A 24,906-nucleotide genomic window follows, 5' to 3' on the forward strand; every position below is an offset into this window, starting at 1 on the left:
TCAGTCGATCAGCTGCGTCGCCCTGGCTTTTAGCTCAGCTGGAATCTCGACGCCGATCTCCCTGCCGGTCTTCAGGTTCAGGACCAGCTCGCGCCGGGAGATCACCTCGATCGGAATCTCGCCCGGCTTGGCGCCCTTGAGCACTTTGTCGGCGATGACAGGTAGCCGCGGCCAGGTGTCGGCAACGGTGGTTCCGAAGGTGACCAGCCCGCCGGCATCGCCCGTCCCGCCCGGAAACATCGTGGGAAGTCGCCGGGCCGCCGCCATTTCCGCAATCCGACCGCGATGGGCCAGGGCCACGGGCACCTCGAGCACCACGAGCGCCCCTGCGCCCGCGCTCGCGGCCGCCCCGAAGGCGGCTTCGAAGTCGGGATCGGGTCCCCTGATCTTGATGATGTGAGGCGTCAACCCGACAGACCGCGCCGCCGCGTCATTGGCGCGATCGATCGGCGCCAGGCCGCTCGCATCGGCGCCCGGAATGCCCGCATCACTCAGGATGGCAACCTGCGCCAGCTTGGGAAGAAGCTCCTTGAGCAACTCGAACTGCAGTCTGGCTTGATCGGGATCGAGATTGGTCACGCCCGTCGCATTGCCGCCCGGCCGGTCCATGGTTGCGGCGAGCCCCAGCGCGACCGGATCGGTGACGATCGAGAAGACGATCGGGATTGTCGCAGTCGCATCCTTGGCAGCCCGCGAGGCCGGCCCACCCAGGGTGAGGATGACGTCCACCTGCCGTTGCGCCAGGTCGGCGGCGGCTTCTTTGTGCCGGCTCAGGTCGCCACGTGCGTAGCGCGCCTCGAACACGACGGTCTGGTTCTCGACGTAGCCGAGCCTGGCGAAATCGCGGCGAAGCCCGTCGACCGCTGGCCCCGGGCCGCCGTTGACCATGATGCCGATCCGCGCGGGCCGCTGCTCCTCGGCGGACGCGTGGCACAAGGAAGCGGCGAAGATGCCCGTGGCGATGATGCTCGCCTTGAACAGTCCCATTCGCTCAACGTCCCGGACGTCTCAAGTCGAAGGAGCATGCCATGGCGACGCGCTGAGGCCAAGTTCCAGTCGATTCAGCCGCAATCGCAGTTGACGATGCCGAACATCTCGACGGCACCGGCAGCGCGGCCGGCGCCGCTTGCGTCCGCGACATCCCGCCGGCCGCCGGCCCGTGCCCACTGTGAGCGCATCGAGGCGCCGGTTGGCAAGGGAGCTCGCGCTATTCGTAAAACAGGATCGGCCGCTGCGTGCCGGCATCGCGCGTCTGCGCTTCGTCATGCCAGCCGACGTCATGAAACCGCGGGTCGGCCGCCAACGCATCAGCAAATCTGCTGAGGATGTGCTCGCGCTCTTGGGATCCGAATGGCCCTCTTCTTGCTCATGGCCATCGGCCGAGCTCCGATGAGCTCGCGTGGCTGAACCGCTGACGTGGAGGAAGACGACCGTGGGCGAAGCGTTTCCAAAGCTGTTCTCGCCGGCGAGGCTCGCGGGCGTCCCACTTCGCAATCGCATTGCGCTGGCGCCGCTGACCCGGCAGATGGCCGAGCCGGACGGCACGCCCACCGATGAGATGGTCGCCTATTATGCGCGCCGGGCCCGCGGCGGCGCCGGGCTGCTGATCAGCGAAGGCACCTACCCGGACGACGGCGCGGGGTGCCGGGCCTACCTGTCGCAGCCCGGCATCGCCACGGCCAAGCACATCGCCGCCTGGCGCAAGGTGACCGATGCCGTCCACGCCCAGGGGGCGCCGATCATCCTGCAGCTGATGCACGGCGGCCGCGTGACCGATCCGCGCTGCCTCGCCGCCGGCGTGCCGCCGGTCAGCGCCAGCGCCACGCGCAGCGAGGGCTGGGTGCTCTATACCGATAGCCGCGACGAGGCCGAGATCCGCGGCATCGCCGGCCCGTGGCCCAAGGTGACGTTCGGTCCGGCGCGGGCGCTCGGCGCCTCCGAGCTCGGCGCCGTCGCCGACGGCTTCGCGGCCGGCGCCGCGCGCGCCATGGAAGCCGGCTTCGACGGCGTCGAGATCCACGGCGCCAACGGCTATTTGCTCTACCAGTTCATCCACGACCGCACCAATCACCGCGCCGACGCCTACGGCGGCGCGCCCGAGAACCGCGTGCGCTTCCCGCTGATGGTGATGGAGCGGGTCCGCCAGGCCGTTGGGTCGGACAAGATCGTGACGCTGCGGCTGTCCCAGGACGGCGTCGACGATTTCGGCGGTGTCTGGGCGGGAGGCGTCGAGACGGCCCGTGCCATCGGTGCGGCGCTGAAGGGCGCGCCGGTCGACGCCCTGCACTGGTCGAGCTTCGGCTGGAGAGACAACCGCGACCCGAGCTCCGCCGTGCCCATGCCGGTGGCCCTGCGCCAGGCGAGCGGGCTGCCCGTCATCGTCAACGGCGGCATCGCCCAGGGCGCCGACGCGGAGGAGGCGCTCGCTTCGGGAGCCGGCGACTTCGTCGCCATCGGCCGGCCGATGTTTGCCAATCCGGACTGGCCGGCCATGGTGCGCGGCGGCCATCCCGTCGAACTCGTGCCCTTCGACCGCAAGTACGTGATCAAGCCGCCGCTCGACTATGCCTACGCCTATCCGGTGGACTACCGGGCGCCGGACTGGCCGACGAACTGGTGATCAAGCCTCGGCAACGGGGCTTTCCGTGCCAACCCCCTCTCGGCTTGAGCACGCCGCATACCATTCGATATCGTGGAAGCGGGGGTCTGGTTTCAGCGCATCAGCCAGCCGCTTCAGCATACCGGTATATATAGGGTGATAGGATCGAAAGGGGTTCCGAAATAGCTCGTTCTTCTTGAACAAGAAGTGATAGTCACAGTCGGACTGCTGTGCGACCCGACATCGGAGAGACCGGTTCTTGACATAGACATAAAGCTCCCATCCCGCCACGGAGACGTCGTTGGGAGGTTCGACCTCACATCCCAGCTCGCTCAACATCTGCGCAATCGCATCGGCCACGGACCGCCCGCCGAACTGGACGACATCGCCATCCTCCTCGATCTCGTCGAAGGGAAAGTCCGCCCGGAACTTGGCCCGGGGTCCGACCTGCATCACGATGCCCCTGCTCTCCTCGGCCCTTTACCCTGCCTTAATGCCGCAGCGACAACTATGTCTCGCTGATATCTTAGCGAGCGGCGCAACCGACGCCTTCCACCATCGCCTTCCGCGTCACAGTCCTGCCAGTCGATCGCGGTCACGCGTCGTCGCTGACGGGCGTTGTCGATCCGGGAGCCTTCACGAACGGCTCCTCGTACCATAGCACATCGCTAAACCTGGCATCGCGATTCAGCTCGAACGCCAATTCCCTCAATAGATCCATATAGACCGGATGATATTTCCGGAATGGGTTGGGAATGAGCACGACCGGCTCGCACAGCAAGTTGTACCCGTCGTCACGTCGATGGTCACGACCACAGTTCTGAATCTGGCACCAGAAGCTGCGTCGACGAAAGGTAACGTAGAGATTCCATCCCTGCTCGCCATTGTCGTCCGGCGGGTCGACCTCGGAGCCCATCCGCCGCAGGATCTCGGCGATCGCCTCCGCCACCGGACGCCCACCGTGCTGAATGAAGTCGTGTTCGTCCTCAATAGCGTCCGTAGGGAGATCCGAACGGAATTCGGCCCAGGGTCTCACCTTCACTTGTTCTCTCCCGATTCCAGAAATCGTAGGCCGCGCCGCCCGCGCCAGGAGACGTGCTCGCCGCTGCGCTCCCCAGCAACCCCCTGAGCTTTGTCGGGGCACCATGCCAGAGGCGACCCAACCTGTCGTACTTCTGCAGCCCGAGAACTGCTCCGTCCCATGCGCCGCCGCCGTTTTTCCATCCTATATTAGCGGCATGAAAACTTGGGTCCACCTTGTAGTGAAGCTCATAGAAATCACCTCGGGTAATGCCGCCTGGTTTTAGGACGTTGAGAATTCCATCGCCGTATAGCCAAGGTATGCCGCGCTTCTTAATATCGCGCTGAGGCAAGAAGTGGTGCCCCTTTCCCTCATAAGGAGTGGCTAAATACGCAGCCTGCCTCGGCGTAAAGCCTTGCGCCAGATATTTCTCGATCGTGGATGCCGTGGACAGTCGACCCAGCCTGGAGACGCCCTTTACGAGAGGCCCGCCAGCAGCGAGCGTTCCCACTTCAAACGCAAGCTCTCCCTGGTTCTGTCCAATATTCAAGTTGCGACCAAGCTCGTCCAAGAAGCTGGCCGCTTGAGGCGTGGCCGCAGGACTCAGGTCGATGTTCAGTTGGCGCGCCGTGTCCTTGAGATCACGGACCACGATTTGAGGATCTGCCCAACCTCTTCGCGCATACGCAACGATACTCCTCCCCGCATTTTTGAGTTGGTCCCTCGCGGCTTCTCCAGGCGCGCTCTTCAGCTTGTCTTCGGGGTCCATAAGGCGACGCAAGAATTGCACGCCGTCGACAGTCCCCTTCGCCGTGTTCCACGCCCCCCGTGCAGCGCCGGCGGCATTGCCGACGCGCCGTGCTGCATAGCCGCCGATCACCTTCGCCACGGGGCTCTCGTCCAGCCAGGTCAGAGAATCCGGCAAGCGAGCGTTGATACCCGCTGCGTGATGGTCCGGGCTCCGCCAGACGCGCTCCTCCGGCGAAGGAGCGGCTGATGGCGACGAGGCCATCCCACTAGGATCATCTTGCGGCAAGAGATCGGAGAACCGGTCGTCCTGCACCGAGCGGGCAAACGCGGTTCTATCCAAGATGGCCGGCTGCTCCTGCTGGCGCTTTGCGCCGCTCCGGCCGAGCGCGGCGATCGTCTGCGGCCAGGGTATTCCGCCTGGGCCTCGTGCGGTTGAAGGTCCGCGGTCAGCGCCGAGAATGTCTCCTCGCGGCACGAGGGCGAGAAGAGGTACAGCTCTATCCCGCGACGAGAAGACTTCATCCGCGGCGGCTCCAAAGGCGTAGGGCGGCCACGCTGGCTGGCTTTGCCTGGACCACGACGAGCCGCCTGAGCTTTCCCAATCGTCGTCGGGAGATGGCCGGGCCAAGCCCGGCCATGACGGGTGGGGGCGAAAAGTCTTTATCGTCAACGTCATGGTCGGACTTGACCCGGCCATGTCGGTGGCGGAACGAAAGAGCTTTTGCCTTGAGGAAACTGACGTTGTCGCGCCAGCGCTTCCCGTCCCAGCCCTACCCCACCCGCCACTGGCGCGGCGTGCCGTCGACCACCATGGCGACCTCGGCGCCGGCCAGCGCCGTCGGGCGCGGCGCCGTCTGCCACGCGCCGTTGCGGCGGCGCAGGCCGAGCAGGTCGCCGATCACCAGGTTGAGGTAGAGGCCCGGGCCGCTCGAATAGATGCGCCAGCCGCCGTCGGCGGCGACCGCGCCGGTCCGCACGCGGTACCATTCGGCGCTGGCCTCGGCCCGGTCGCGGAAGGCCGCATCGCTGCTGCTGAAGTAGGTGTTGCGCTGGCGCAGCGACGCGTTCGGCACCACGTCAGTCACCCCCACCGGATTGACCTGGGCCAGAGCCGTCAGCAGCGAGGCGGCGGCCTGTTCCGCGGTCGGGCTGCCGGGAGCGCTCGCCTCCATCAGCGCGGCCAGCGCCTGGGCGTATTGCAGGTGGGCGTGCACGTACATGAGGCCGATCTCGCGGCCGAAATAGGCCGAGGACTCGGCCCGGCGGAAGATGGTCTCGAGCCCGCCGTGGTAGGGCAGCGGCTTGTCCATGAGCCGCACGCCGTCCGGGAAGGTAAGGTGCGCCGCGATGAGGTCGAGGTGGCCCTCGGTCTGGTCCGGCGTGAACAGGCCGGCGGCGATGGCGCGCACCATGGGCAGCAGCGAATAGTGCACGCCGGTGTGGTCGTCGCTGGGGTGGAGGATCAGCCGCGGCGGGCTGCCGTCGTCCTCGAAGATGCCGTAGCCGGCGACGACGCCGTCGCGCATCAGGAGGTCGTTGAACTCGCGGCGCATGGTCTGCGCCATCGCAGCCAGCTCCACCGCCTTGGGATCGCCGAGACGGTCGAGGATCGCGGCATAGCGGGTCACCTGCTGGAACAGCAGCGCCACCGTCCAGCTCGACACCATGCGCTCCTTGAGCGTCGCGTCGGCGGGCTGCAGCGAGTCGTTCCAGTCGCCCTCGCCCAGCCGGATCAGGTGCGTGCCGGGCAGGAAGCGTGCCTTGACCGTGGCCAGCAGCACGTCGATGTGGCCGGCGAGCGTGTCGGTGGTCTCGGACGCGGCTGCGTCGTCATAGCGGCGCCACGGCACCGCCTCGTCGAGGCACTCCACGTCGCCGGTGGCCTCGATGTAGTCGCAGACCATCTTGAGCGGCCACACGATGACGTCGCCGTGGCTGGAGCGGTCGCGGATGAAGGAATAGGGCGGCAGCATGAACCATTGCGACCAGTCCCCGCGGCCTTCGTACTGCTCGGCGAACACCGTGAGCATGACGGCACGGGCGGCCGCGTCGTGACCGAGCGCCAGCAGCATCTCGATCGGGCCCTGGCAGACGTCGCGCGTGCCCCAGGCGGCGCCGGTGTACTGCTCCAGCCCATGCGGCACCGACACATGGATGATGGCATCCTGCACCAGCCACGGCAGGACCAGGCCGAGGTCGTCGTAGGCAGGCACGCCCGCGAGCCTGGCGGCCCGGGTGAAGCGCGACCAGTGGCTCGCCGCCGCGGCCTGCTCGGCCGCCTCGTCGAAGCCACCGGTGAACAGATCGGCCGCGTGCTCGGCGGCCGCGGCGTCGCCCAGGTCGCCGGTGATGGCGACGGCGAAGGCCTTCACCGGCACGGTCTCGACGGCGATGAAGGGCGCCTCGAAGCCGCCGGCGCCGCCGAACAGCAGATCGGTGGCGCCCATTGCCGCGACGGCCTCCGGAGCGTCGGCGGCCAGCACATAGGCGGCGTGCGGGTAGTGATTGCCCCAGAGCGAGCCGGGATCGGGGTGGAAGCCGATGCGGCCGCCGGCGGCGTCGAAGGTGATCTCGGCCGTCTGGCCGAGGTCACGCTCCCCCATCACCAGGGCGCCGACCAGCAGGAAGCGACAGGCCGCCTCGGCCTCGATGCGCCAGCGCATGCCGGGCCCGTCCACCGAGGCGAAGACGCCGATGGTGATGCGGCCGGCCTCGGTCTCGTAGATCCAGCGGCAGGCGCTGAGGCTCATCTCGAACGCCGACGGCACGGTGAGCAGGCGCCAGCCCGCCCCCTGGTCCACGTAGATCCTGAGCCCGCTGGAGCGGGTGATGTTGAACGGATCGCGCGAGACCGAGAACAGCTTGTGGAACGAAGTGTTGCCCAACGTCAGCTGCGCGGCGAAGACGCCGTGCATCCAGCAGGTGGCGCAGAGGATGTCGTCGTCGGGCAGGACGCCCTGGCCGGTGCGCAGGATGAGGCCATGGCGGCGCTCGACCAGCTCTTCCTTGGCCTTGAGCACGACGTGCCGGTTGAGGCTGCCGTCGCGGACGAAGAACGAGAGCAAGCGGCCGTCGACGATCTCCTCCGCCGTGCGCGCGGGATAGAGCGTGTCGAGCGCCGCGGTGGCCAGCGGCCGGACCACGAGCGGCGCCACGCCTTGGACGACGCTGCGCGCGGCGGGCGCCGTGGCGGTCACCGCCGCCGCGGGACGCAGGGCCGCGACCGCCGCGTCGACGGCGGCGAGATCGGCTGTGCCCGATGCCGCCGGGTGATCCGGCATGTAGAGACCGAAGAAGGTGACGGCGGCGGACGCGCCCGGCGCCAGCGTCAGCGGCGCCGATTGCAGCGCCGGACAGGCGGCCTCGCGCTGCAGGCGCACGCTGGGCAGCGCGGTGCCCACGGGCAGCGCGACCGCCGCGGCATCCCGATAGCCGGGGCCGAACACCTGCGCCGCGTCAGTCGCATAGGCGACGGCGCGGTCGAGGCAGCCGTGCGCGACCCAAGGGTGGCGCCCGCCCTGGTCTAGGTTCTGCCGGTTGAGGATCACCGGGCCGAAGCGCGGGTGCTGCACGATGCAATGGTCGATGTACTGCGAGGCATAGGCCTCGTTGTTCATCAGGAAGCCGCGGTCGCCGAGCCCGAGGTCCTGCAGCAGCACCACGTCGAGGCCGACGGGCGCCGCGCCGGTGTTGACGAGCTCGACACGCCAGTGCCAGAGCGGCTGGGCCTCGTCGAGGCCGAGCGTGACGCGGTGGCGCACGCCCGCCGTCTCGCCGGCCCAGACGATGGCGCTGCTGCCGGTGCCGAGCTCCACGGTGGCGCCGGGGCCGACGATCTCCACCGGTTGCGTGCCCTCGGCGCCCAGACGCAGCAGGATGCGGCCGATGGGGCCGTCGAGCGGCGAGCCCAGGATCTGGCTGATCATGGTGCGGCCGGCCGCCGTCTCGTGCTCCAGCGCGAACAGGGCACCGTTGGGCAGCACCGCGGCGCGCAGCCCGCTCGCCGATTGGACGCGCTTCAGGCCCAGCCCCTCCTCGGTGGGCAGCGACCAGCGTTGCGGGTGCCGGGCGGACGGGCTGGCGGTCATGGACGGACTCCCCTGGTTCGCAGGCGCTCTCGGCGCCCCTCATGCCACCGCGGCGGGCACCCGTCGACTCGCGTGGCGGCGACCGTCGCGTGCGACCGTGACGTCCACACGACGCAACGCCGGCGGCGACCGGTTCAGAGCGCCTCCTCCAGCCGGTCGGCAACGGTGCGCAGCACCTCGACCCGGGCGAACTTCTTGTCCTCGGCCGAGACCAGCGTCCACGGCGCACGCTCGGTGGAGGTGCGGTCGACCATGTCGGTCACGGCCCGGTCGTAGAGGCTCCACTTGTCGCGGTTGCGCCAGTCGTCCGGTGTGATCTTGAAGCGCTTGAACGAGGTGTCCTCGCGCGCCTGGAAGCGTCTGAGCTGCTCCTCCTGGCTGATGGCCAGCCAGAACTTGACGACGACATAGCCGTCCTCGACGAGCTGGCGCTCGAACTCGTTGATCTCGTCGTAGGCGCGCAGCCAGTCGTCCTCCGAGCAATAGCCTTCCACCCGCTCGACCAGCACGCGGCCGTACCAGCTGCGATCGAAGATCTCCGTCCTGCCCTTGCGCGGGACGTGGCGCCAGAAGCGCCAGAGATAGGGGTGCGCCCGCTCCTCCTCGGTGGGCGCGGCAATGCCGTGCACCCGGAAATCGCGCGGGTCGAGGGCGGCGCGCAGGCGGCGGATGCAGCCCCCCTTGCCCGCCGCATCATTGCCCTCGAAGGCACAGATCAGCCCGCGATCCCTAAAGTCGTCCGACGATGTCAGCTCGAAGATGCGTCGCTGCTCCTGCGCCAGCCCTTCGCGATAGGCGTCCGAACCCAGCGTCTGGCTCAGATCGACCGTCGACAGGATGGAGCGGTAGGGCAACGCCGCCGCGTCGGCGCTGGCGGCGGCCGCCACCGGCGGCCGCGCCGTCTCCGGCGCCGGCTCCTCCAGCGCCCTCTCCAGCACATGGGCGAGCGCGCTGGCCGCGGCGACGTCGCGGTAGCGCCCGTCGCCGGCCGAAACGACGGTCCACGGCGCGCTGCCGAACGAGGTCGCTTCAATCGCCTCGAAGGCCGTCGCCGTCAGCGACTTGCGCTCCTTGGTGGTGTCGATGTTGGGCCATTCCTCGACGAGCGGACGGCCGAAGCCACTGTCGTGGCGGGCCTGCTTCAGCCGGCGGCGGCCTTCCTTCTCGTCCACGTTCAGCCACAGCTTGACGAAGCGCACGCCTTCCGCGTGCAGCATGGTCTCGAAGCTCCTGATCCGGGCGAGCTCCTGCTCGAACTCGGCCCGGCTGCTGGCGCCGGTCACGCGGGCGCGGATCGGGCCGTGGTACCACGAGCCCAGCACCAGGCCGATGCGCCCTTTGGCCGGCATGTCGCGCCAATAGCGCCAGGCGGACGGATGCTTGGGATTGTCCTCCTCGCCCGGATCGTAGCTCAGCGTGTCGAGGAAATGATCGTCCAGCCACTCGTACAGGCGGTTCAGCACCTCGCCCTTGCCGGCGCCGTCGGCGCCGTTGATCAGCACCAGGACCAGGTGGGACTTGCGCTCGGCGAGCTCGGTCTGAAGGCGCAACAGGTCGTCCCGCAGCGGCCCGACCAGTTCCCGGTACTGCTCCTTATCGAGCGTGTGCTCCAGCGCCGTCGAATCGAACATTTTGGCTAAACCCTTGATGCAACGTCGGTCGCTGGCGCCGTCGAGGCTCCCTCGACCGAGTCGTGGAGCCTAGAGCGCTTCGCGATTGGGTGGAATCACCCAATCGCAAGGAAGCGCTCCAGATTCAAAGAGTTGGAGCATTTCTCCGCAATTGGATGATCTCATCCGATGGCGAAATGCTCTAGAGCGCTTCGCAATGGCCGGCGAGTCGCCCAATCGCCGAGGGGGCGCCCTTCAATCGGATAATGCCGGCCCGCAATGATCTCGCCGGAGAGGTTGGCAGGACCGGGAGGCCCTCCGTGCGGCGCCGCAATTGCAGGCGGAGCCGGATCGTCTATTGGAATGCGCTGCGTCGCGCCGCGCGTCGAAACAAGAGCGTCAATGTCTCCAATGATCTCCATCAACGCGTTTCACTCATTCAATATCGCCGTCATCCTGCTGATCATGGGCAAGGCCTTGACCATGAACGCAGCGGCGCTGCGCAAGTATTCCATACCCGAGCCGGTCGTCGGCGGCTTTCTATGCGCTGCCACGGTCGGCATGATTTACGGTCTGTTCGGTCGAAAGGTGCAGTTCGATCTCGGTGCGCGTGATTTCCTGCTGCTCTTGTTCTTCGCCGGCATAGGCCTCAAATCGGATGTCAGGACGCTGCTGCAAGGCGGCAGGCCACTGGTCATCCTGATCGTGCTCGCCAGCCTGTTCATGATCTTTCAGAACCTCGCCGGGATGGGCGTCGCTTCGCTGTTCGGCCTCGACCCCAGGGCCGGCCTGCTGGCGGGGTCCATCGCGCTGACCGGCGGAATTGGGACCACTGTCGCCTGGGTCCCGGTCTTCGTCGACAGGCTCGGCATCTCCAATGCCATGGAGCTCGGCATCGCCAGCAACACCGTGGGGCTGATCGCGGCGTGCGTGATCGGCGGCCCCATGGCCGCCTTTCTCATCCGGCGGAACCGGATCGTCACCGCAGCCGGCGCGGATCTCGACATCGGCGCTCCCCACGACGAGGCGGAGCCGGCGTTGGACTATTTCTGCGTGCTCTGGGCCATCCTGATCCTCAACGTCACGGTGGTCATCGGCACCGGCCTCGCCTCCTTGATCGCACTGACGCCGCTCAAGATGCCGACCTTCGTCAGCTGCCTGATGGCCGGCATATTGATCCGCAACCTCACCCCGCTGGCCGCCGGGGAAGCCATCCGGCGGCTATGGCCTGGCGTGGGCCGCGGCTTGTCGCTGATCTCGGATCTGTCGCTGGGCCTGTTCCTGACCATGGCGCTGATGGGGATGCAGCTGTGGGAGCTCGGCGGCATCTTCGCCTTCATCATCACCGTCCTGACCCTCCAGATCGTGATGACCGTCCTCTACACCCTGTTCGTCGTCTTTCCGGCCATGGGACGGGACTATGAAGCCGTCGTCGTCGCGGCCGGGTTCGGCGGCATCACGCTGGGGTCGACGGCAACGGCCATCGCCAATATGACCGCCGTCGCCCAGCAATATGGCCCGGCTCACCGGGCGTTCATCATCGTGCCGCTGGTCGCCGGCTTCTTTATCGACATCATCAATGCCGTGGTGATCTCGCTGTTCGTCAGCTGATCAGCCGGGCGTCGCCGCCTCGGCCGCTTGCAACGGCAGCTCGACGATCATGACCGAGGGGTCGACCGGATCGGGCCTGACCGAAAAGCCGAGCTTGCGGCACATGGCAAGCATGGCCGCATTCTCGCGCAGCACCTGGCCTTCGACGACGCGGATGCCCTCGGCCTGCGCCCAGTCGATGATCAGGCGCATCAGCTCCCAGCCGAGGCCCACGCCCTTGAGGTCGGAGCGGATCAGCACGGCGTATTCGCCACGCTCGTGGTTGGCGTCCGCGTGCAGGCGCACGACGCCGGCCATCTCGCGGCTCGCCGGATCGATGGCGACGAAGGCGATGGCGCGGGCGTAGTCGACCTGGACCAGGCGCGCCATGAACGCATGGTTGAAATCGCGGATCGGCGCGAAGAAGCGCAGCCGCACGTCGGCCTCGCTGACGCGTCGCACGAAATCGATGAACAGCCCCTCGTCCTCCGGACGCACCGGACGCACGAAGAACGCCCGCCCGCTGCGGCCGGTGATGGTGCGCTCCCAGGCCTTGGGATAAGGCCGTATGGCCATGCGCGGGTGGCGAGCGCCCGGACGGATTCGCTCGACCGGCGCGACACGCACCCGGACATCCAGCGCCATCACCCCGTCGGCGTCCGCCAGCAGCGGATTGATATCGAGCTCGCGCACTTCGGGCAGATCGGTCGCCAGTTGCGACAGCTTCACCAGCACCAGGCGAATGGCGTGCTGGTCGGCGGCCGCGGTGTCGCGGAAGGCGCCGAGGATGCGGACCACCCGGGTGCGAGCGATCAGCGTCTCGGCGAGCTTCATGTCGAGCGGCGGCAGCGCCAGCGCCTTGTCGTTGATCAGCTCCGCCGCCGTGCCGCCGCGGCCGAAGACGACGACGGGGCCGAAGGTCGGGTCGTCGGCGAGGCCGGCGATCAGCTCGCGGGCGCCGTGCCGGCGGACCATGGCCTGCACCATCACCGCCGGCGCCTCCACCGGCGCCTCCGGCGTGCCCCGATAGGCGAGCAGCGCCGAAGCGGCCTGCCGCACCGCCGCCTCGCCGGCGAGGTCCAGCCGGACGCCGCCTACATCGGACTTTTGCAGCACCTGCGGCGCCAGCAGCTTGACGGCCACCGTGCCGCCGGCGGCGAGGATCGGGCGCGCCGCCGCCGCCGCGGCGTCGGCCGTGTGTGCGATCGCCGCCTGGGGCGCGGGGATGTCGTAGGCGGCGAGCAGCTCCTGCGCCTCGGCCATGTCGAGCCACACGCGGCCCTCGGCGAGCGCCCGCCGCACGATGCGCTGGGCCGCCGCCGTATCCGGGACGAAGTCGCGCGGCAGCGCGTCCGGCGTCTCCATCAGCAGCGCCTGGCCCTCGCGGTAGCGCACCAGGTGCATGAAGCCGGCGAGCGCCTCGGCCTCGGTCGCATAGTGCGGGATGCCAGCCGTATCGAAGATCTGCTCGGCCGCATCGTTCTGGCCGAGCCAGACGACGAACACCGGCTTGTGCAGCGCCCGCCCCCGACGCTGCGCCGCCACCGCGTCGACCGTGGAACGGGCAAGCGCGACCGGATCGGAGAAGGCGGTCGGAATGTTGACGACCAGCAGCGCGTCGGTGCCCTTGTCGTCGAGGAGCGCCGTGAGCACCGCGGCGTTGCTCCCGGCGTCGGTGAAGCCGGTGATGTCGACCGGGTTGCCGGGCCCCCTCGCCCCCGGCATCAGCGCGGCCAGCTTGGCCCGGGTCACCTCCGATAGCTCGGCCAGCGTGCCGCCGAGATCGACCAGCCGGTCGACGGCAAGGAGGCCGACGCCGTGGTCGTTGGCCATCACGGCCAGCCGCCGGCCATGGAATGGCCGCTGCCGGCTGAGGGTTTCCGCCGCCGCGAACAGCTCGTCGAGATCGAGCGCCCTGAGCAGGCCGGAGCGCCTGAAGGCCGCATCGTAGACGGCATCGACGGCGGCCAACGCGCCGGTGTGGGTGGCGGCGAGCTCAGCAGTCTGGGTGTGGCGGCCGGACTTGATGACGACGATGGGCTTGGCCCGCGCCGCGGCGCGGGCCGCAGACACGAACTTCGCCGCATCCGCCACCGTCTCCACATACATGAGCAGGGCGCGCGTGTGCTCGTCGCGGGCGAAATAGTCGAGGCAATCGGCGATATCCACGTCGACCTGGTCGCCCAGCGCCACCACCCCGGAAAACCCGATCTGCCGGCGCGCGGCCCACTCCACGATGCCGGCCGCGATCGGCCCGGATTGCGAGATCAGCGCCAGGTCGCCGGCCCGCGCCTGGCGGGCACCGAGGGAGGCGTGCAGATGGGCATGGGGCGTGATCACGCCCATGCAATTGGGGCCGACCAGGCGCAGGCCGTAGCGCCGGGCCTGCCGGCGCGCCGCCTCGGCGATGGAGCCGTCGCCGGCGCCGAGGCCCGGGGTCATCAGCACGGCGGCCGCAGTGCCCGCCTGTCCGGCCGTGCCGACGATATCGACGATGGTCTCCGGCGGCGACACCACCACGACCAGCTCCGGCGCGGAGCCGATGGCCGCCAGCGCCGGCACGCAGACGACACCCTGCTGCTCCAGATGCCGGGCCGGATCGGCGAATTTCGGGTTGACCGCATAGAGGGGGCCGGCGAAGCCTCCGGCTTGCAGGTTGCCGAGCACGATGCGGCCGAGCGAGCCCTCCCGGCCGCTCGCGCCGACGACGGCGACGCTCGCCGGTGCAAACAGCTTGTCGAGGCGATAGATGCTCATCGACAATGATCCTGCTTCTGGCGGCCCTCGCCGCTGCGGCCGCCGCACAGTGCTGTGATCCGCGTGGCCTTGGCAAGCCCCGCCGGCGGCCCGGCGATCGTGCGGCCGGTCATCACCTCGTCACGCGACTTTCGTGTGTTGGCCGCAGAGCCTCCTCCGCCGTGCGACTGTGCGTTGCGCGGGGGCGGCGCTCTGGCCTATCGATGACGGCGTGAGGCGTCAGCGCTTCGCGTCACCATCGCCGGCATCGTGCCCCAGGGGAGAGAGAGCCATGTCAGACCTCGTCGTCATCGTCTATCCGTCCGAGAGCCAGGCCGAAGCCGTGCGCAAGCGCCTGTTCGAGATGCAGAAGGAGTATCTCATCGAGCTGGGCGACGCCGTCATCGCCACCAAGTCGGCGGAAGGGCACGTGAAGCTCAACCAGCTGTTCAACGCCACCGCCGCCGGTGCCCTGACCGGCACCTTTTGGGGCACGCTGATCGGCACCCTGTTCCTGGTGCCGGTGGTCGGCGCCGCGATCGGCGCGGCATCTGGCGCGCTGGGCGGCGCGCTCAGCGACTTCGGCATCAACGACAAGTTCATGAAGGACCTGGCGGCCAGCATCCAGCCGGGCAATGCGGCCCTCTTCGTCCTGATCAAGAAGATGACGGCCGACAAGGTGCTGGAGGAGCTCAAGGGCACCGGCGGCGTCGTGCTCAAGACCTCGCTCGACCACACCAAGGAGAACGCGCTCCGCGATGCGCTCGCCGCGCATGCTGCAACCGAGACTCCCGCCGCGGCCCCGGCCGACAGCGCCCCGGCCGCCACGCCGACGACCTCGGTGCCGCCGGCCCCGGCGAGCTGAAGCGCGCGATTCCACTCGGCAAGCCGCCGGCTCCGCCGCGGCGGCGGCCGTTCGCCGGTGAGCTGACAATGAGGGGGAGGACAGGCCTAGAGCGCTTTGCGATTGGGTGAACTCACCCAATCGCGAAAAAGCGTTCCAGATTCAAAACACTATGAGCATTTCTCTGCCATTGGATGCGTCCATCCAATGGCGAAATGCTCTAGGCCTGCCCTCCCGTCTCACGGCCCGCAGCCGTCTCGTTTCACGTCTGCCGTGCGGACCGCACGCGGGCGTACCACTGCCACCATTCGAAAAAGCGCCCGAGCCCGGTGGCCAGGTCGGTGGTCGGCCGCCAGCCGAAGTCTCTCTCGATCGCCGAAACATCCGCGTAGGTCACCGGGACGTCCCCGGGCTGCATCGGCTCCAGTATCTTCTCCGCCTCGACGCCGACCAGGTTCTCGAGGATTCGGACCATCTCCAACAGGGCGACCGGCCGGCTGTTGCCGATGTTGTAGAGCCGATGCGTCCCGGCGCTCGGCGGTGACGCAAGCACCGCCAGGACGCCGGCCACCACGTCGTCCACGTACGTGAAGTCACGCTCCATGCGGCCGCTGTTGAAGAGGCGGATGGGAGCCTGGTTCTGCATGGCTTCGGTAAACATCCAGTAGGCCATGTCCGGCCGGCCCCAGGGGCCATAGACGGTGAAGAAGCGCAGGCCGGTGATCGGCATATCGTACAGCTTGGCATAGACGGAGCTCATCAGCTCGTCGGCGAGCTTGGTCGCCGCATAGAGCGACTCCGGATCGTCCGTGCGGTCGCTCTCGCGGAACGGCCCATCCGAGCGCGAGCCGTAGACGGAGCTCGTGGACGCATACACCAGGTGCCTGATCCGCTCGCCTGCCGCCCGCGCGCCTTCCAGCACGGCGAGATGGCCGGTGACGTTGGCCGCGGTGTAGGCAAAGGGGGCCTCCAGGGACCACCTCACGCCGGCCTGGGCCCCAAGATGGACGATCCGATCGATGTCGCTGCCCGCGATCAGCGCAATGACCTCGTCCGCGTGGCTCAGGTCTGCCTTGATGAACTCGAAATATTCGCCTTGCGGGAGCGTCCGGATGGCGTCGAGCCGATCCTGCTTGAGACGGGGGTCATAGTATGCGTTCAGATTATCGATGCCGACGACGCGCTCACCCCGCTCGACCAGGCCGCGAACAACGTGGGATCCGATGAATCCGGCGGCGCCGGTCACAAGGATTCGCCCCATTCCGCCTCTCCCTCTCCCCGCTGCAGCGCTCCGGTCGCGCCGGTGATGCTGCTGGCCGGCGGCTCAGCCGCAGCCGCATCCGACGGCCTCGCGTTTGCTCCCTCGAGCCGCGCTGACGGCCCACACAGCAACCTTTAGCAGCAAAGAGCCTCTGGCCGAGGCGCTTCGCTGGAACACTTCTATCCGATCAGATGACCGCATCTGATCGGAGAATGCTCCAGTCATCAAAAAGACTAACAGAAATCGGCGGTTAACGTGCCGCGCCGGCGGGCGACGACTGATCGCGGCGCCCCACCGTGCCGCGCAAGGCCGGCGGAACGCGGCTGCGCCCGCTGTTTCGTGTCGTCACCGACTCAGGGACGGATGCGGCGCCGCGACAGCCGGGATCACTTCGACAGCGAGATCATCGGGCGCGTGAGGGGAGCGGTGCGCGGCTGCACCGCTGGCTGCCCAACGAAGCCGTCGAGATCGCTCTGCTGAGCTACGATCCGGCGATGCCGAGCAGATACTGGCCGTAGGTGCTCTTGCCGAGGGCGGTGCCGAGGGCGATGAGCTCCTCGCGCGAGATCCAGCCCTGCTCGAAGGCGACCTCCTCGGGACAGGCGATGCGGAAGCCCTGGCGCTTCTCCAGCGCCCGCACGAACTCGCCGGCCTCCAGCAGGCTGTCGGGCGTGCCGGTGTCGAGCCAGGCGAAGCCCCGGCCGAGCAGCTCGACGTCGACCGCGCCGCGCTCCAGATAGACGCGGTTGACGTCGGTGATCTCCAGCTCGCCGCGCGCCGACGGCTTCAGCCGGGCGGCGATGTCCACCACCTGCGCGTCGTAGAAGTACAGCCCCGTCACCGCCCAGCTCGAGCGCGGCTTGGCCGGCTTCTCCTCCAGCGAGATCGCCTTGCCGTCGGCGAACTCCACCACCCCGTAGCGCTCGGGGTCGTTGACCCGGTAGGCGAACAGCGTCGCCCCGCCGCTGCGCGTCGCCGCGCTCTTGAGCACGTCGGTCAGGCCGTGGCCGTAGAACAGGTTGTCGCCCAGGATCAGCGCCGAGGGCTCGCCGTTCACGAAGTCGGCGCCGATGAGGTAGGCCTGCGCCAGCCCCTCCGGCCGCGGCTGCTCGGCATAGCTCAGCTTGATCCCCCAGCGCGCGCCGTCGCCGAGCAGCTCGCGGAAGCGCGGCAGGTCGTGCGGCGTCGAGATGATCAGGATGTCGCGGATGCCCGCCAGCATCAGCGTCGACAGCGGATAATAGATCATCGGTTTGTCGTAGACCGGCAGCAGCTGCTTGGAGATGACGCTGGTCATCGGATGCAGCCGGGTGCCGCTGCCACCCGCGAGAATGATCCCCTTCATGTGCTCCTCATCTATGCGCGCGGGCTTCGCGGCCTGCTGCGTCTCAGCCGGCCTCGGCCATCAAACGCGCGACGACCGCGGGCACGGGGGCGTGCCAGTCGGGCAGCGCCACGCCGTGGGTCGCCGCCAGCTTGGCGCCATCCAGGCGTGAATAGGCCGGCCGCCGGGCCGGCGTCGGGAACTCGGCCGTGGTGATGCGCTTGACCTGGGCGGTGGCGCCTCCCACCGCCCGCGACGCCGCGAAGATGGCCTCGGCGAAGTCGGCCCACGAGGCGCGGCCGCCGGCGCTCATGTGGAAGACGCCGCGCAACGCGTCCTCGGCCGGCCGCGCCACCAGCTGCCCGGCCACCGCCAGGATGCCGTCGGCGATGTCGAGTGCGGAGGTCGGTGCGCCGATCTGGTCGTCCACCACCGACACCTCGTCCCGCGTCGCCGCCAGGCGCAGCATGGTCTTGACGAAGTTCTTGCCGAACGGGCTATACACCCAGGCGGTGCGCAGCACGACGCTGTTCGGGTTCGCCGTCCGAACCGCCCGCTCGCCGGCGAGCTTGGAGCGGCCGTAGGCCGACACCGGCCCGGTCGCATCGTCCTCGCCATAGGGGCGCTCGGACGTGCCATCGAAGACGTAGTCGGTGGAGATCTGGATCACCGGCAGGCCGCGCCGCGCCGCGACCGCCGCCACGGCGCCAGCACCGGCACCGTTGACCGCCTCCGCCAGCTCCGGCTCGCTCTCCGCCTGGTCGACGGCGGTATAGGCCGCCGCATTGACGATCACGTCCGCCGCCACGCCATCGAGCGCCGCCGCGACCGTCGCGGGCTGCGCCAGGTCGAGCCTCGGCCGGCCGACGGTGATGATCTCCACGTCGGCCAGGGGCCCGGCCCGCTCGACGAGCGAGCGCACCACCTGCCCCTCGGTGCCGGTGACGAGAATGCGCATGCCGCCTGCCCCGCCGCTCAGGCGAAGTAGGGCGGCAGCTCGGCAAAGCGCGGCTGCGCCGCGTCCTTGGCCGAGAGCAGCGCCGCCTCGCCGGCCACCGGCCAGGCGATGCCCAGCTCCGGATCGTCCCAGCGCACGCCGTGGTCGTGCTCGCCCGAATAGTAGCCGGTCACCTTGTAGACCACCTCGGTGTCCGGCTCGAGCGTGCAGAAGCCGTGGGCGAACCCCACCGGCACCCACAGCTGGCGCCAGTTCGCCGCCGACAGCTCCACCGCCACATGCCGGCCATAGGTCGGCGACGAGCGCCGGAGGTCGACGGCCACGTCGAGCACGGCGCCACGCACCACCCGCACCAGCTTGTCCTGCGCGAACGGCGCCGACTGGAAATGCAGCCCCCGCACCGTTCCCACCGGCCCCGACAGCGAATGGTTGTCCTGCACGAAGCTGCCGGCAATCCCGCCCTCGGCGAAGTCGCGCAGGTTGAAGGTCTCGCTGAAGAAGCCGCGATGGTCGCCGTGGCGCTTCGGGGTCACGATCTTGACGTCCGCGATGGCCGTCGCCTCAATGCTTACCATCAGCTCCTCTCCATACGGCGCTATCGCAGTTGCCGGGGGCCGCTCAGCCCGATGCGGGGCCGGCGCCGGCGTTCGCTCAGACGGCGATGCCCAGGCGCTCGCCCCGGTACGTCCCGGAGCGCACCCGCTCCCACCAGGTGCGGTTGTCGAGATACCACTGCACCGTCTTGCGCAGGCCGGTCTCGAAGGTCTCGGCCGGCCGCCAGCCGAGCTCGCGTTCGATCTTGCCGGCGTCGATGGCATAGCGCAGGTCGTGGCCCGGCCGATCCGTCACGTAGGTGATCAGCCGCTCGCGGCTCTCGTTGCTGCGGTCGGGCGCCAGCTCGTCCAGCAGCCCGCAGATCGCCGTCACCACGTCGATGTTGCGGCGCTCGTTGCAGCCGCCGATGTTGTAGCTCTCGCCCAGCCGCCCGCGCTCGGCCACCAGGATCAGCGCATCGGCGTGGTCGTCGACGAACAGCCAGTCGCGCACGTTCTCGCCCTTGCCGTAGACCGGCAGCGGCTTGCCCTCGATGCCGTTGAGGATCATCAGCGGGATCAGCTTCTCGGGGAAGTGATACGGCCCGTAGTTGTTGGAGCAGTTGGTGACCACCGTCGGCAGGCCGTAGGTGTGGTGCCAGGCCCGCACGAAGTGGTCGGAGGCCGCCTTGGAGGCCGAATAGGGCGAGTTGGGCTGATAGGGCCAGTCCTCGTGGAACAGGCCGTCGGCGCCCAGCGTGCCGTAGACCTCGTCGGTCGACACGTGGTGGAAGCGGAAGCCGTCGCGCTTGGCCCCGACCAGCGTGCGCCAGTAGTCCAGCGCCGCCTGCAAGAGGGTGAAGGTGCCGACGACGTTGGTCTCGACGAAGGCCGCCGGGCCGTCGATGGAGCGGTCGACGTGGCTCTCCGCCGCCAGGTGCATGACCACGTCGGGCTTGAAGCGCTCCAGCGCCGCCCGCATGGCCGCCGCATCGCAGATGTCGGCCTTGAGGAACTCATAGCGCGGCTGGTCGGCCACCGGCTTCAGCGAATCCAGATTGCCGGCGTAGGTCAGCTTGTCGACGACGAGAACATGGTGATCGGTGGCGCCAAGCAGCCGCCGCACCACCGCCGACCCGATGAAGCCGGCTCCCCCCGTCACCAGAAAACGCTTCGACATCATTTTCCTCGTTCGACGCGGAATGGCCGCTGCCGTAAGGCCACAGCCGCCCGGTCGGCAATAGAACGCGAGGCTGGACTAGCTGAAAGCCTGCCGCGACGCAACGTCGGCCCTCTCGCACTGCCGGCCGATCAGGTTGCGGCCGCGCGTGTTGCATGCACCGCTGGAAGCTTCGCACTTACCCGGCGCGCTTCAGGCGCACGATAGCGAGGTCGAGCGCCGACAGGAAGGCTGAGCGGTCGCGGGTGGAGAACGGCTTGGGGCCGCCGATGACATCGCCGCCCGCGCGCAAATCCTCCATCAGGTTGCGGGTGGCGAGCGCCATGCCGATCGAGGCCTCGGTGAACGGCCTGCCGGTGGGCCCGATGACGTCGGCGCCCGCCTTGAGGCAGCGGCTGGCCAGCGGAATATCGGCAGTGATGACGATGGCGCCGCGCGTCGCCCGCTCGGCGATCCAATCGTCGGCGGCATCGAAGCCGCTCGACACAGTCACGCGCTCGATCAGCGGGTCGCGCGGCACATTGATAAAACTGTTGGCGACGACAAAGACCTTGAGCCGGTAGCGCTCGGCCACGCGGTAGACTTCTGATTTCACTGGGCAGGCGTCGGCATCGACGTAGATGGTGATCGGTTGCTGGGTCATCGGCTCTCCCGTGTGCTTCGCATCTCAAGAGGCGGGCATGCGGCCCTCGTAAAGCACACGGCAGCACGAGCACCGCAGCGACTGCATGCGCCCACCCCGCCCGGCCTGCTTTTCGAAGCAGCCACCTGCGTTATCATGGCGATCGGAGCCGCACGAGCAGTCACACGGCAGCAATGACGGCAGAAGCCGTTCGCTACATGAGGGAGCAACACATGGTCGACACGGTCCGGCCGTCGCTGTTCACGCCGCTTCGCATCGGCCCGTACGATCTCGCCCATCGCGTCATCATGGCGCCGCTGACGCGCATGCGCGCCGGCCCCGGCAACGTGCCGCGTCCGCTCAATGCCGAGTACTACGGCCAGCGCGCGACCCCGGGCGGCCTGATCATCGCCGAAGCCTCGCAGGTGGCGGCGCACGGTCAGGGCGCGCCGGCGACGCCGGGCATCCATTCCGGCGAGCAGACGGACGGATGGAAGGGCGTCGTCGATGCCGTGCACGCCAAGGGCGGCGTCATCTTCCTGCAGCTCTGGCATGTCGGGCGCATCTCGCACCGCTCGCACCAGCCGGGCGGCGGCCTGCCGATCGCCCCTTCTGCCGTGCGTCCGGAGGGCAAGGCGATGACCGCCGATTGGACGCCACAGCCGTTCGAGACGCCCCGCGCGCTGGAGACCGACGAGATCCCCGGCATCGTCGCGGCCTATCGAGCCGCCGCCCAGAACGCCATGGCGGCCGGCTTCGACGGCGTCGAGATCCACAACGCCAACGGCTATCTGCTGGAGCAGTTCCTGCAGGCGCGCACCAACCAGCGCACCGACGCCTACGGCGGCTCGATCGAGAACCGGGCCCGCCTGCCGCTCGAGGTGGCCCGCGCCGTCTGCGATGTCTGGGGCGCCGACCGCGTCGGCATCCGGCTGTCGCCGTTCGGCGTCGCCAACGACAGCGGCGAGGCCGAGCCGATGCCGCTCTACGACCACGTCGTCAGCCAGCTGGCGCCGCTGGGGCTCGCCTACCTGCACCTGATCGAGCCCCGCGCCAGCGGCGCCGGCCAGCGCGAGGTGAACCACGAGAATGTGCCGCCGGGGGCCGAGACCTTCCGGCCGCTGTGGCCGGGCGTGCTGATCACCGCCGGCAATTTCACCGGCGACGGCGCGGAGACGACCGTCGCCGAAGGCCACGCCGACGCGATCGCCTTCGGCCGCTATTTCATCTCCAACCCGGACCTGCCGGAGCGCCTGCGCATCGGCGCGCCGCTCACGCCCTATCACCGGCCGACGTTCTACGGCGGCGATGTGGCCGGCTACACGGACTATGCAACCTATACGGCCGAGGCGGCGGAGTAGCGCCATCGGGCATCACGCCGTGGACGCCGCCCGACCGATGGGAGGGCGAAGGGCCGATCTTGGTCCGGACGGCGCCGCCGGACCAGCCGACCCCACGCTTTTTGCGGCCAAGCTGAAACAGAGCCTGATGCTGGCGCGTTGATTCTCCCAGAGGTTCAACAGGGAGATAGCTATGGCCCACGCCCACATGGGCGGCCACGTCGTCATGGACGAAACCGCCAACCTGATCCCGGCGAGCAAGGTGGAGGGCACCGGCGTCTACAACAGCGACGGCGACAGCATGGGATCGATCTACGATGTCATGCTCGACAAGCGCTCCGGCCAGGTCACCTACGCGATCATGTCGTTCGGCGGCGTCCTGGGAATGGGCGGGCATTATCACCCATTGCCCTGGCAGAAGCTGCACTACGACATCGGTCTCGGCGGCTACGTGGTCGACGAGAGCGCCGACCGGCTGAAGAAGGCGCCGACCATCACGCGGGACTATGCGCGTGATCCCGGCTGGAGCCGCCGCGTCAACGACTACTACGGCGTGCCGATCTGACGCCCGTACGGCGGGAGCCTCGGTCCCGCCGTACGGAGCGCGCAGGGCGCCGATGCGCCGCCGGCAAATGCCGGCGGCGCATTGCTGTCTGCGACGCGCTCTTGCGCAGCTCATCTGGCGTCATGGAAGATGATGCCGACGGTGTGCCGCAGGCCTGACCGCACGCGGCTGACGCCGTGGCGCAGATTGACGCGATAGGTGCCCTTGGTGCCCTGCACCGGCCGGTCGTGCACGGTGAAGGCCACCGCGTCGCCTTGCGTCAGGGGCACGACCTCGGCGCGGCTCTGCATGCGAGGCCGCTGCTCGGTCAGCACGAACTCGCCGCCGGTGAAGTCCCTCCCCGGCTCGGACAGCAGAATCGCCACCTGCAACGGGAACGCCAGATCGCCGTAGAGATCCTGGTGCAAGGCGTTGAAGTCCCCGGCCGTGTATTGCAGCAGCAGGGGCGTCGGCCGGGTCTGCCCGGCATCGTGGCACTGCTTGAGGAAATCGGCGTGCACGTCGGGGTAGCGCTCGCCACGACCCATGCGCTCATTCCAGTCGTTGGCGATCAGCGCCAGGCGCGGATAGAGCGCGGTGCGCAAGCCGCCTAGCAGATCGGGCAGCGGGTACCTGAAATAGCGGTACTCGCCCTTGCCGAAGCCGTGCCGGGCCATATGAATGTGGCTGCGGAAGTGCTCCTCGTGCGGATAGAGCGAAGCGATCCCCACACACTCGGCCGGGCTCAGCAGCTTGGTGATGACGGCGCAGCCGTAGCTGTGCAGCTCGGTCGTGAGCGTATCCCAGTCGTAGCGCCCGACCCGCGCTTCGATCTCGTTCAAGGACGACGCTGGGGCGACGAGCGCGGGCTTGATGTTCATGGCATGGCTCCTTGTCGACTGCGGCGATGCTCGTCCCATCAGATATCACCATGATCGTCGGGCGCGCGCTCCGCCTCTTGCTTCGCAATTGCGTGTCGCCGTGGACGACGACGGCCCGCGGCGATCGCCGCCGTGATGCGCTATCCTGTGCCCACCGCGACGCCTGCCCTGCGGCCGCCCCAGACGAGACGAGGCTCCGATGACCCGACCCGCCGCCGAGACACGAGCCGCCTTCCGCGCCCTCCACGCCGAAGGCTGCTTCGTCCTGCCCAACCCGTGGGACGTGGGCAGCGCCCGCATGCTGCAGCACCTGGGCTTTGCAGCACTCGCTTCGACCAGCTCGGGCTTCGCCTGGACTACGGGCCGCCCGGACTATGCGGTGACCCGCGCCGACGTGCTGCAACATCTGACCGCGCTCTGTGCGGCGGTCGATCTGCCGGTGAACGCCGACTTCGAGTCGGGTTTCGCCAGCGCGCCCGCAGGCGTGGCGGCGAGCGTCGCGCTGGCCATCGAGACGGGGGTGGCCGGCCTGTCGATCGAGGATCGTAACGTGGACGCCCCATTCGAGCTTTACGACAAGGGCTTGGCCGTGGAGCGCATCCGCGCCGCCCGGGCCGCCATCGACGCGTCGGGCGCCGACGTGATCCTGGTGGCACGCACCGAAGGCCTGCTGCGCGATCCCAAGGCGATGACGCCCGCCATCGACAAGCTCGTCGCCTTCGCCGAAGCCGGCGCCGACTGCCTGTACGCGCCGGGCGTGCGCGACAAGGCGGACATCGCCGCCATGGTCCGCGCCGTGGCGCCCAAGCCGCTCAACGTCCTGATCATGGGGCCCGAGCTCGGCATGGCCGAACTGGCCGAGCTCGGCGTGCGCCGCCTCAGCATCGGCGGCGGCCTGGCTCGGGTCGCATGGGCCGGCGCCATCGCCGCGGCGGAACAGATGAAGGCCGGATCCTTCGCCGGCCTGGCAGCCGGAGCACCCGGCAAGCGGCTGAACGACCTGTTCGCGGGCTTCGTCTAAAGCA

The 24,906-nt window shown here is 68.7% G+C and carries 20 protein-coding genes; 6 read left to right on the forward strand and 14 right to left on the reverse strand.

From position 1 onward, the window contains the following. The gene (locus ACZ5PO_RS30505; protein WP_464186142.1) at positions 1 to 888 is read right to left on the reverse strand and encodes an ABC transporter substrate-binding protein; all 888 of its coding nucleotides are present in this window, start codon (positions 886 to 888) and stop codon (positions 1 to 3) included. A 511-nt stretch (positions 889 to 1,399) separates the two neighbouring features. Between ACZ5PO_RS30505 and ACZ5PO_RS30510 the strand changes: the two genes are divergently transcribed. Then, positions 1,400 to 2,620, forward strand: a complete 1,221-nt coding sequence (locus ACZ5PO_RS30510) for an oxidoreductase (protein WP_464186144.1) — start codon at positions 1,400 to 1,402, stop codon at positions 2,618 to 2,620. Here ACZ5PO_RS30510 and ACZ5PO_RS30515 read toward each other — a convergent pair whose 3' ends face one another. The 5 genes from ACZ5PO_RS30515 to pap all read right to left on the reverse strand — a co-directional run bounded on the left by ACZ5PO_RS30515 (position 2,621) and on the right by pap (position 10,089). Next, positions 2,621 to 3,055 (reverse strand): hypothetical protein, encoded by a 435-nt coding sequence (locus tag ACZ5PO_RS30515; protein ID WP_464186146.1) that lies wholly within the window; start codon positions 3,053 to 3,055, stop codon positions 2,621 to 2,623. 139 nt (positions 3,056 to 3,194) lie between these two features. Further along, on the reverse strand, positions 3,195 to 3,641 hold the full coding sequence (locus ACZ5PO_RS30520; protein WP_464186147.1) for a hypothetical protein: 447 nt from the start codon (positions 3,639 to 3,641) through the stop codon (positions 3,195 to 3,197). After that, positions 3,586 to 4,509, reverse strand: a complete 924-nt coding sequence (locus tag ACZ5PO_RS30525) for a hypothetical protein (protein WP_464186148.1) — start codon at positions 4,507 to 4,509, stop codon at positions 3,586 to 3,588. The genes ACZ5PO_RS30520 and ACZ5PO_RS30525 overlap by 56 nt, the downstream gene beginning before the upstream one ends. A 631-nt stretch (positions 4,510 to 5,140) precedes the next feature. Continuing rightward, positions 5,141 to 8,458, reverse strand: a complete 3,318-nt coding sequence (locus ACZ5PO_RS30530) for a GH36-type glycosyl hydrolase domain-containing protein (RefSeq protein ID WP_464186149.1) — start codon at positions 8,456 to 8,458, stop codon at positions 5,141 to 5,143. Between the two features lie 134 nt (positions 8,459 to 8,592). After that, positions 8,593 to 10,089, reverse strand: coding sequence for a polyphosphate:AMP phosphotransferase (gene pap, locus ACZ5PO_RS30535; RefSeq protein ID WP_464186151.1), 1,497 nt, complete (start codon positions 10,087 to 10,089; stop codon positions 8,593 to 8,595). A 381-nt stretch (positions 10,090 to 10,470) separates the two neighbouring features. On the opposite strand from pap, the gene gltS reads away from it, so the two are divergent. Beyond that, the gene (gene gltS, locus ACZ5PO_RS30540; RefSeq protein WP_464186154.1) at positions 10,471 to 11,679 is read left to right on the forward strand and encodes a sodium/glutamate symporter; all 1,209 of its coding nucleotides are present in this window, start codon (positions 10,471 to 10,473) and stop codon (positions 11,677 to 11,679) included. Here gltS and ACZ5PO_RS30545 read toward each other — a convergent pair whose 3' ends face one another. After that, positions 11,680 to 14,415, reverse strand: a complete 2,736-nt coding sequence (locus ACZ5PO_RS30545; RefSeq protein WP_464186155.1) for a bifunctional acetate--CoA ligase family protein/GNAT family N-acetyltransferase — start codon at positions 14,413 to 14,415, stop codon at positions 11,680 to 11,682. Positions 14,416 to 14,686: 271 nt separating this feature from the next. Between ACZ5PO_RS30545 and ACZ5PO_RS30550 the strand changes: the two genes are divergently transcribed. Beyond that, positions 14,687 to 15,259, forward strand: coding sequence for a DUF1269 domain-containing protein (locus ACZ5PO_RS30550; protein WP_464186157.1), 573 nt, complete (start codon positions 14,687 to 14,689; stop codon positions 15,257 to 15,259). Between the two features lie 241 nt (positions 15,260 to 15,500). Here ACZ5PO_RS30550 and ACZ5PO_RS30555 read toward each other — a convergent pair whose 3' ends face one another. From ACZ5PO_RS30555 to ACZ5PO_RS30580, 6 genes are all read right to left on the reverse strand, one after another. Beyond that, positions 15,501 to 16,499, reverse strand: coding sequence for an NAD-dependent epimerase/dehydratase family protein (locus tag ACZ5PO_RS30555; RefSeq protein WP_464186158.1), 999 nt, complete (start codon positions 16,497 to 16,499; stop codon positions 15,501 to 15,503). 481 nt (positions 16,500 to 16,980) lie between these two features. Beyond that, the gene (gene rfbA, locus ACZ5PO_RS30560) at positions 16,981 to 17,844 is read right to left on the reverse strand and encodes a glucose-1-phosphate thymidylyltransferase RfbA (RefSeq protein WP_464186160.1); all 864 of its coding nucleotides are present in this window, start codon (positions 17,842 to 17,844) and stop codon (positions 16,981 to 16,983) included. A 43-nt stretch (positions 17,845 to 17,887) separates the two neighbouring features. After that, positions 17,888 to 18,781 carry a dTDP-4-dehydrorhamnose reductase gene (rfbD, locus tag ACZ5PO_RS30565; RefSeq protein ID WP_464186162.1) on the reverse strand — a complete coding sequence of 298 codons (894 nt, stop codon included), beginning with the start codon at positions 18,779 to 18,781 and terminating at the stop codon, positions 17,888 to 17,890. Between the two features lie 17 nt (positions 18,782 to 18,798). Beyond that, complete coding sequence (rfbC, locus tag ACZ5PO_RS30570) at positions 18,799 to 19,356, reverse strand: dTDP-4-dehydrorhamnose 3,5-epimerase (protein ID WP_464186164.1); 558 nt, start codon at positions 19,354 to 19,356, stop codon at positions 18,799 to 18,801. Positions 19,357 to 19,432: 76 nt separating this feature from the next. Then, positions 19,433 to 20,494, reverse strand: coding sequence for a dTDP-glucose 4,6-dehydratase (gene rfbB / locus ACZ5PO_RS30575; protein WP_464186166.1), 1,062 nt, complete (start codon positions 20,492 to 20,494; stop codon positions 19,433 to 19,435). Positions 20,495 to 20,672: 178 nt separating this feature from the next. Then, entirely contained in the window at positions 20,673 to 21,137 is a 465-nt protein-coding gene (locus ACZ5PO_RS30580) for a YaiI/YqxD family protein (protein ID WP_464186167.1), read from the reverse strand. Between the two features lie 212 nt (positions 21,138 to 21,349). Here ACZ5PO_RS30580 and ACZ5PO_RS30585 point away from each other — a divergent pair, with 212 nt between their 5' ends. Both ACZ5PO_RS30585 and ACZ5PO_RS30590 read left to right on the forward strand, forming a co-directional pair. After that, positions 21,350 to 22,477, forward strand: a complete 1,128-nt coding sequence (locus ACZ5PO_RS30585) for an alkene reductase (RefSeq protein WP_464186168.1) — start codon at positions 21,350 to 21,352, stop codon at positions 22,475 to 22,477. A 172-nt stretch (positions 22,478 to 22,649) separates the two neighbouring features. After that, a complete protein-coding gene (locus tag ACZ5PO_RS30590; protein ID WP_464186169.1) occupies positions 22,650 to 23,021 on the forward strand; it encodes a PRC-barrel domain-containing protein in 372 nt (123 codons plus the stop codon). 110 nt (positions 23,022 to 23,131) lie between these two features. Here the strand turns inward: ACZ5PO_RS30590 and ACZ5PO_RS30595 are convergent, their stop codons facing one another. Then, positions 23,132 to 23,881: a 2OG-Fe(II) oxygenase gene (locus ACZ5PO_RS30595; protein WP_464186170.1), complete on the reverse strand. Its 750-nt coding sequence runs from the start codon at positions 23,879 to 23,881 to the stop codon at positions 23,132 to 23,134. Between the two features lie 199 nt (positions 23,882 to 24,080). On the opposite strand from ACZ5PO_RS30595, the gene ACZ5PO_RS30600 reads away from it, so the two are divergent. Further along, positions 24,081 to 24,902: an isocitrate lyase/PEP mutase family protein gene (locus tag ACZ5PO_RS30600; protein ID WP_464186171.1), complete on the forward strand. Its 822-nt coding sequence runs from the start codon at positions 24,081 to 24,083 to the stop codon at positions 24,900 to 24,902. Positions 24,903 to 24,906: the final 4 nt, after the last annotated feature.

Source organism: Chelatococcus sp. KU-N122 (assembly GCF_055391085.1).

Bases quoted from the DNA above. Each gene is read 5' to 3' on its own strand.
- ACZ5PO_RS30550 (WP_464186157.1), top strand. From the start codon at position 14,687: ATGTCAGACCTCGTCGTCATCGTCTATCCGTCCGAGAGCCAGGCCGAA.
- rfbA (WP_464186160.1), bottom strand. From the start codon at position 17,844: ATGAAGGGGATCATTCTCGCGGGTGGCAGCGGCACCCGGCTGCATCCG.
- gltS (WP_464186154.1), top strand. From the start codon at position 10,471: ATGTCTCCAATGATCTCCATCAACGCGTTTCACTCATTCAATATCGCC.
- rfbC (WP_464186164.1), bottom strand. From the start codon at position 19,356: ATGGTAAGCATTGAGGCGACGGCCATCGCGGACGTCAAGATCGTGACC.
- ACZ5PO_RS30505 (WP_464186142.1), bottom strand. From the start codon at position 888: ATGGTCAACGGCGGCCCGGGGCCAGCGGTCGACGGGCTTCGCCGCGAT.
- ACZ5PO_RS30600 (WP_464186171.1), top strand. From the start codon at position 24,081: ATGACCCGACCCGCCGCCGAGACACGAGCCGCCTTCCGCGCCCTCCAC.
- ACZ5PO_RS30545 (WP_464186155.1), bottom strand. From the start codon at position 14,415: ATGAGCATCTATCGCCTCGACAAGCTGTTTGCACCGGCGAGCGTCGCC.
- ACZ5PO_RS30580 (WP_464186167.1), bottom strand. From the start codon at position 21,137: ATGACCCAGCAACCGATCACCATCTACGTCGATGCCGACGCCTGCCCA.
- ACZ5PO_RS30585 (WP_464186168.1), top strand. From the start codon at position 21,350: ATGGTCGACACGGTCCGGCCGTCGCTGTTCACGCCGCTTCGCATCGGC.
- ACZ5PO_RS30530 (WP_464186149.1), bottom strand. From the start codon at position 8,458: ATGACCGCCAGCCCGTCCGCCCGGCACCCGCAACGCTGGTCGCTGCCC.
- ACZ5PO_RS30555 (WP_464186158.1), bottom strand. From the start codon at position 16,499: ATGGGGCGAATCCTTGTGACCGGCGCCGCCGGATTCATCGGATCCCAC.
- rfbB (WP_464186166.1), bottom strand. From the start codon at position 20,494: ATGTCGAAGCGTTTTCTGGTGACGGGGGGAGCCGGCTTCATCGGGTCG.
- rfbD (WP_464186162.1), bottom strand. From the start codon at position 18,781: ATGCGCATTCTCGTCACCGGCACCGAGGGGCAGGTGGTGCGCTCGCTC.
- pap (WP_464186151.1), bottom strand. From the start codon at position 10,089: ATGTTCGATTCGACGGCGCTGGAGCACACGCTCGATAAGGAGCAGTAC.
- ACZ5PO_RS30590 (WP_464186169.1), top strand. From the start codon at position 22,650: ATGGCCCACGCCCACATGGGCGGCCACGTCGTCATGGACGAAACCGCC.
- ACZ5PO_RS30595 (WP_464186170.1), bottom strand. From the start codon at position 23,881: ATGAACATCAAGCCCGCGCTCGTCGCCCCAGCGTCGTCCTTGAACGAG.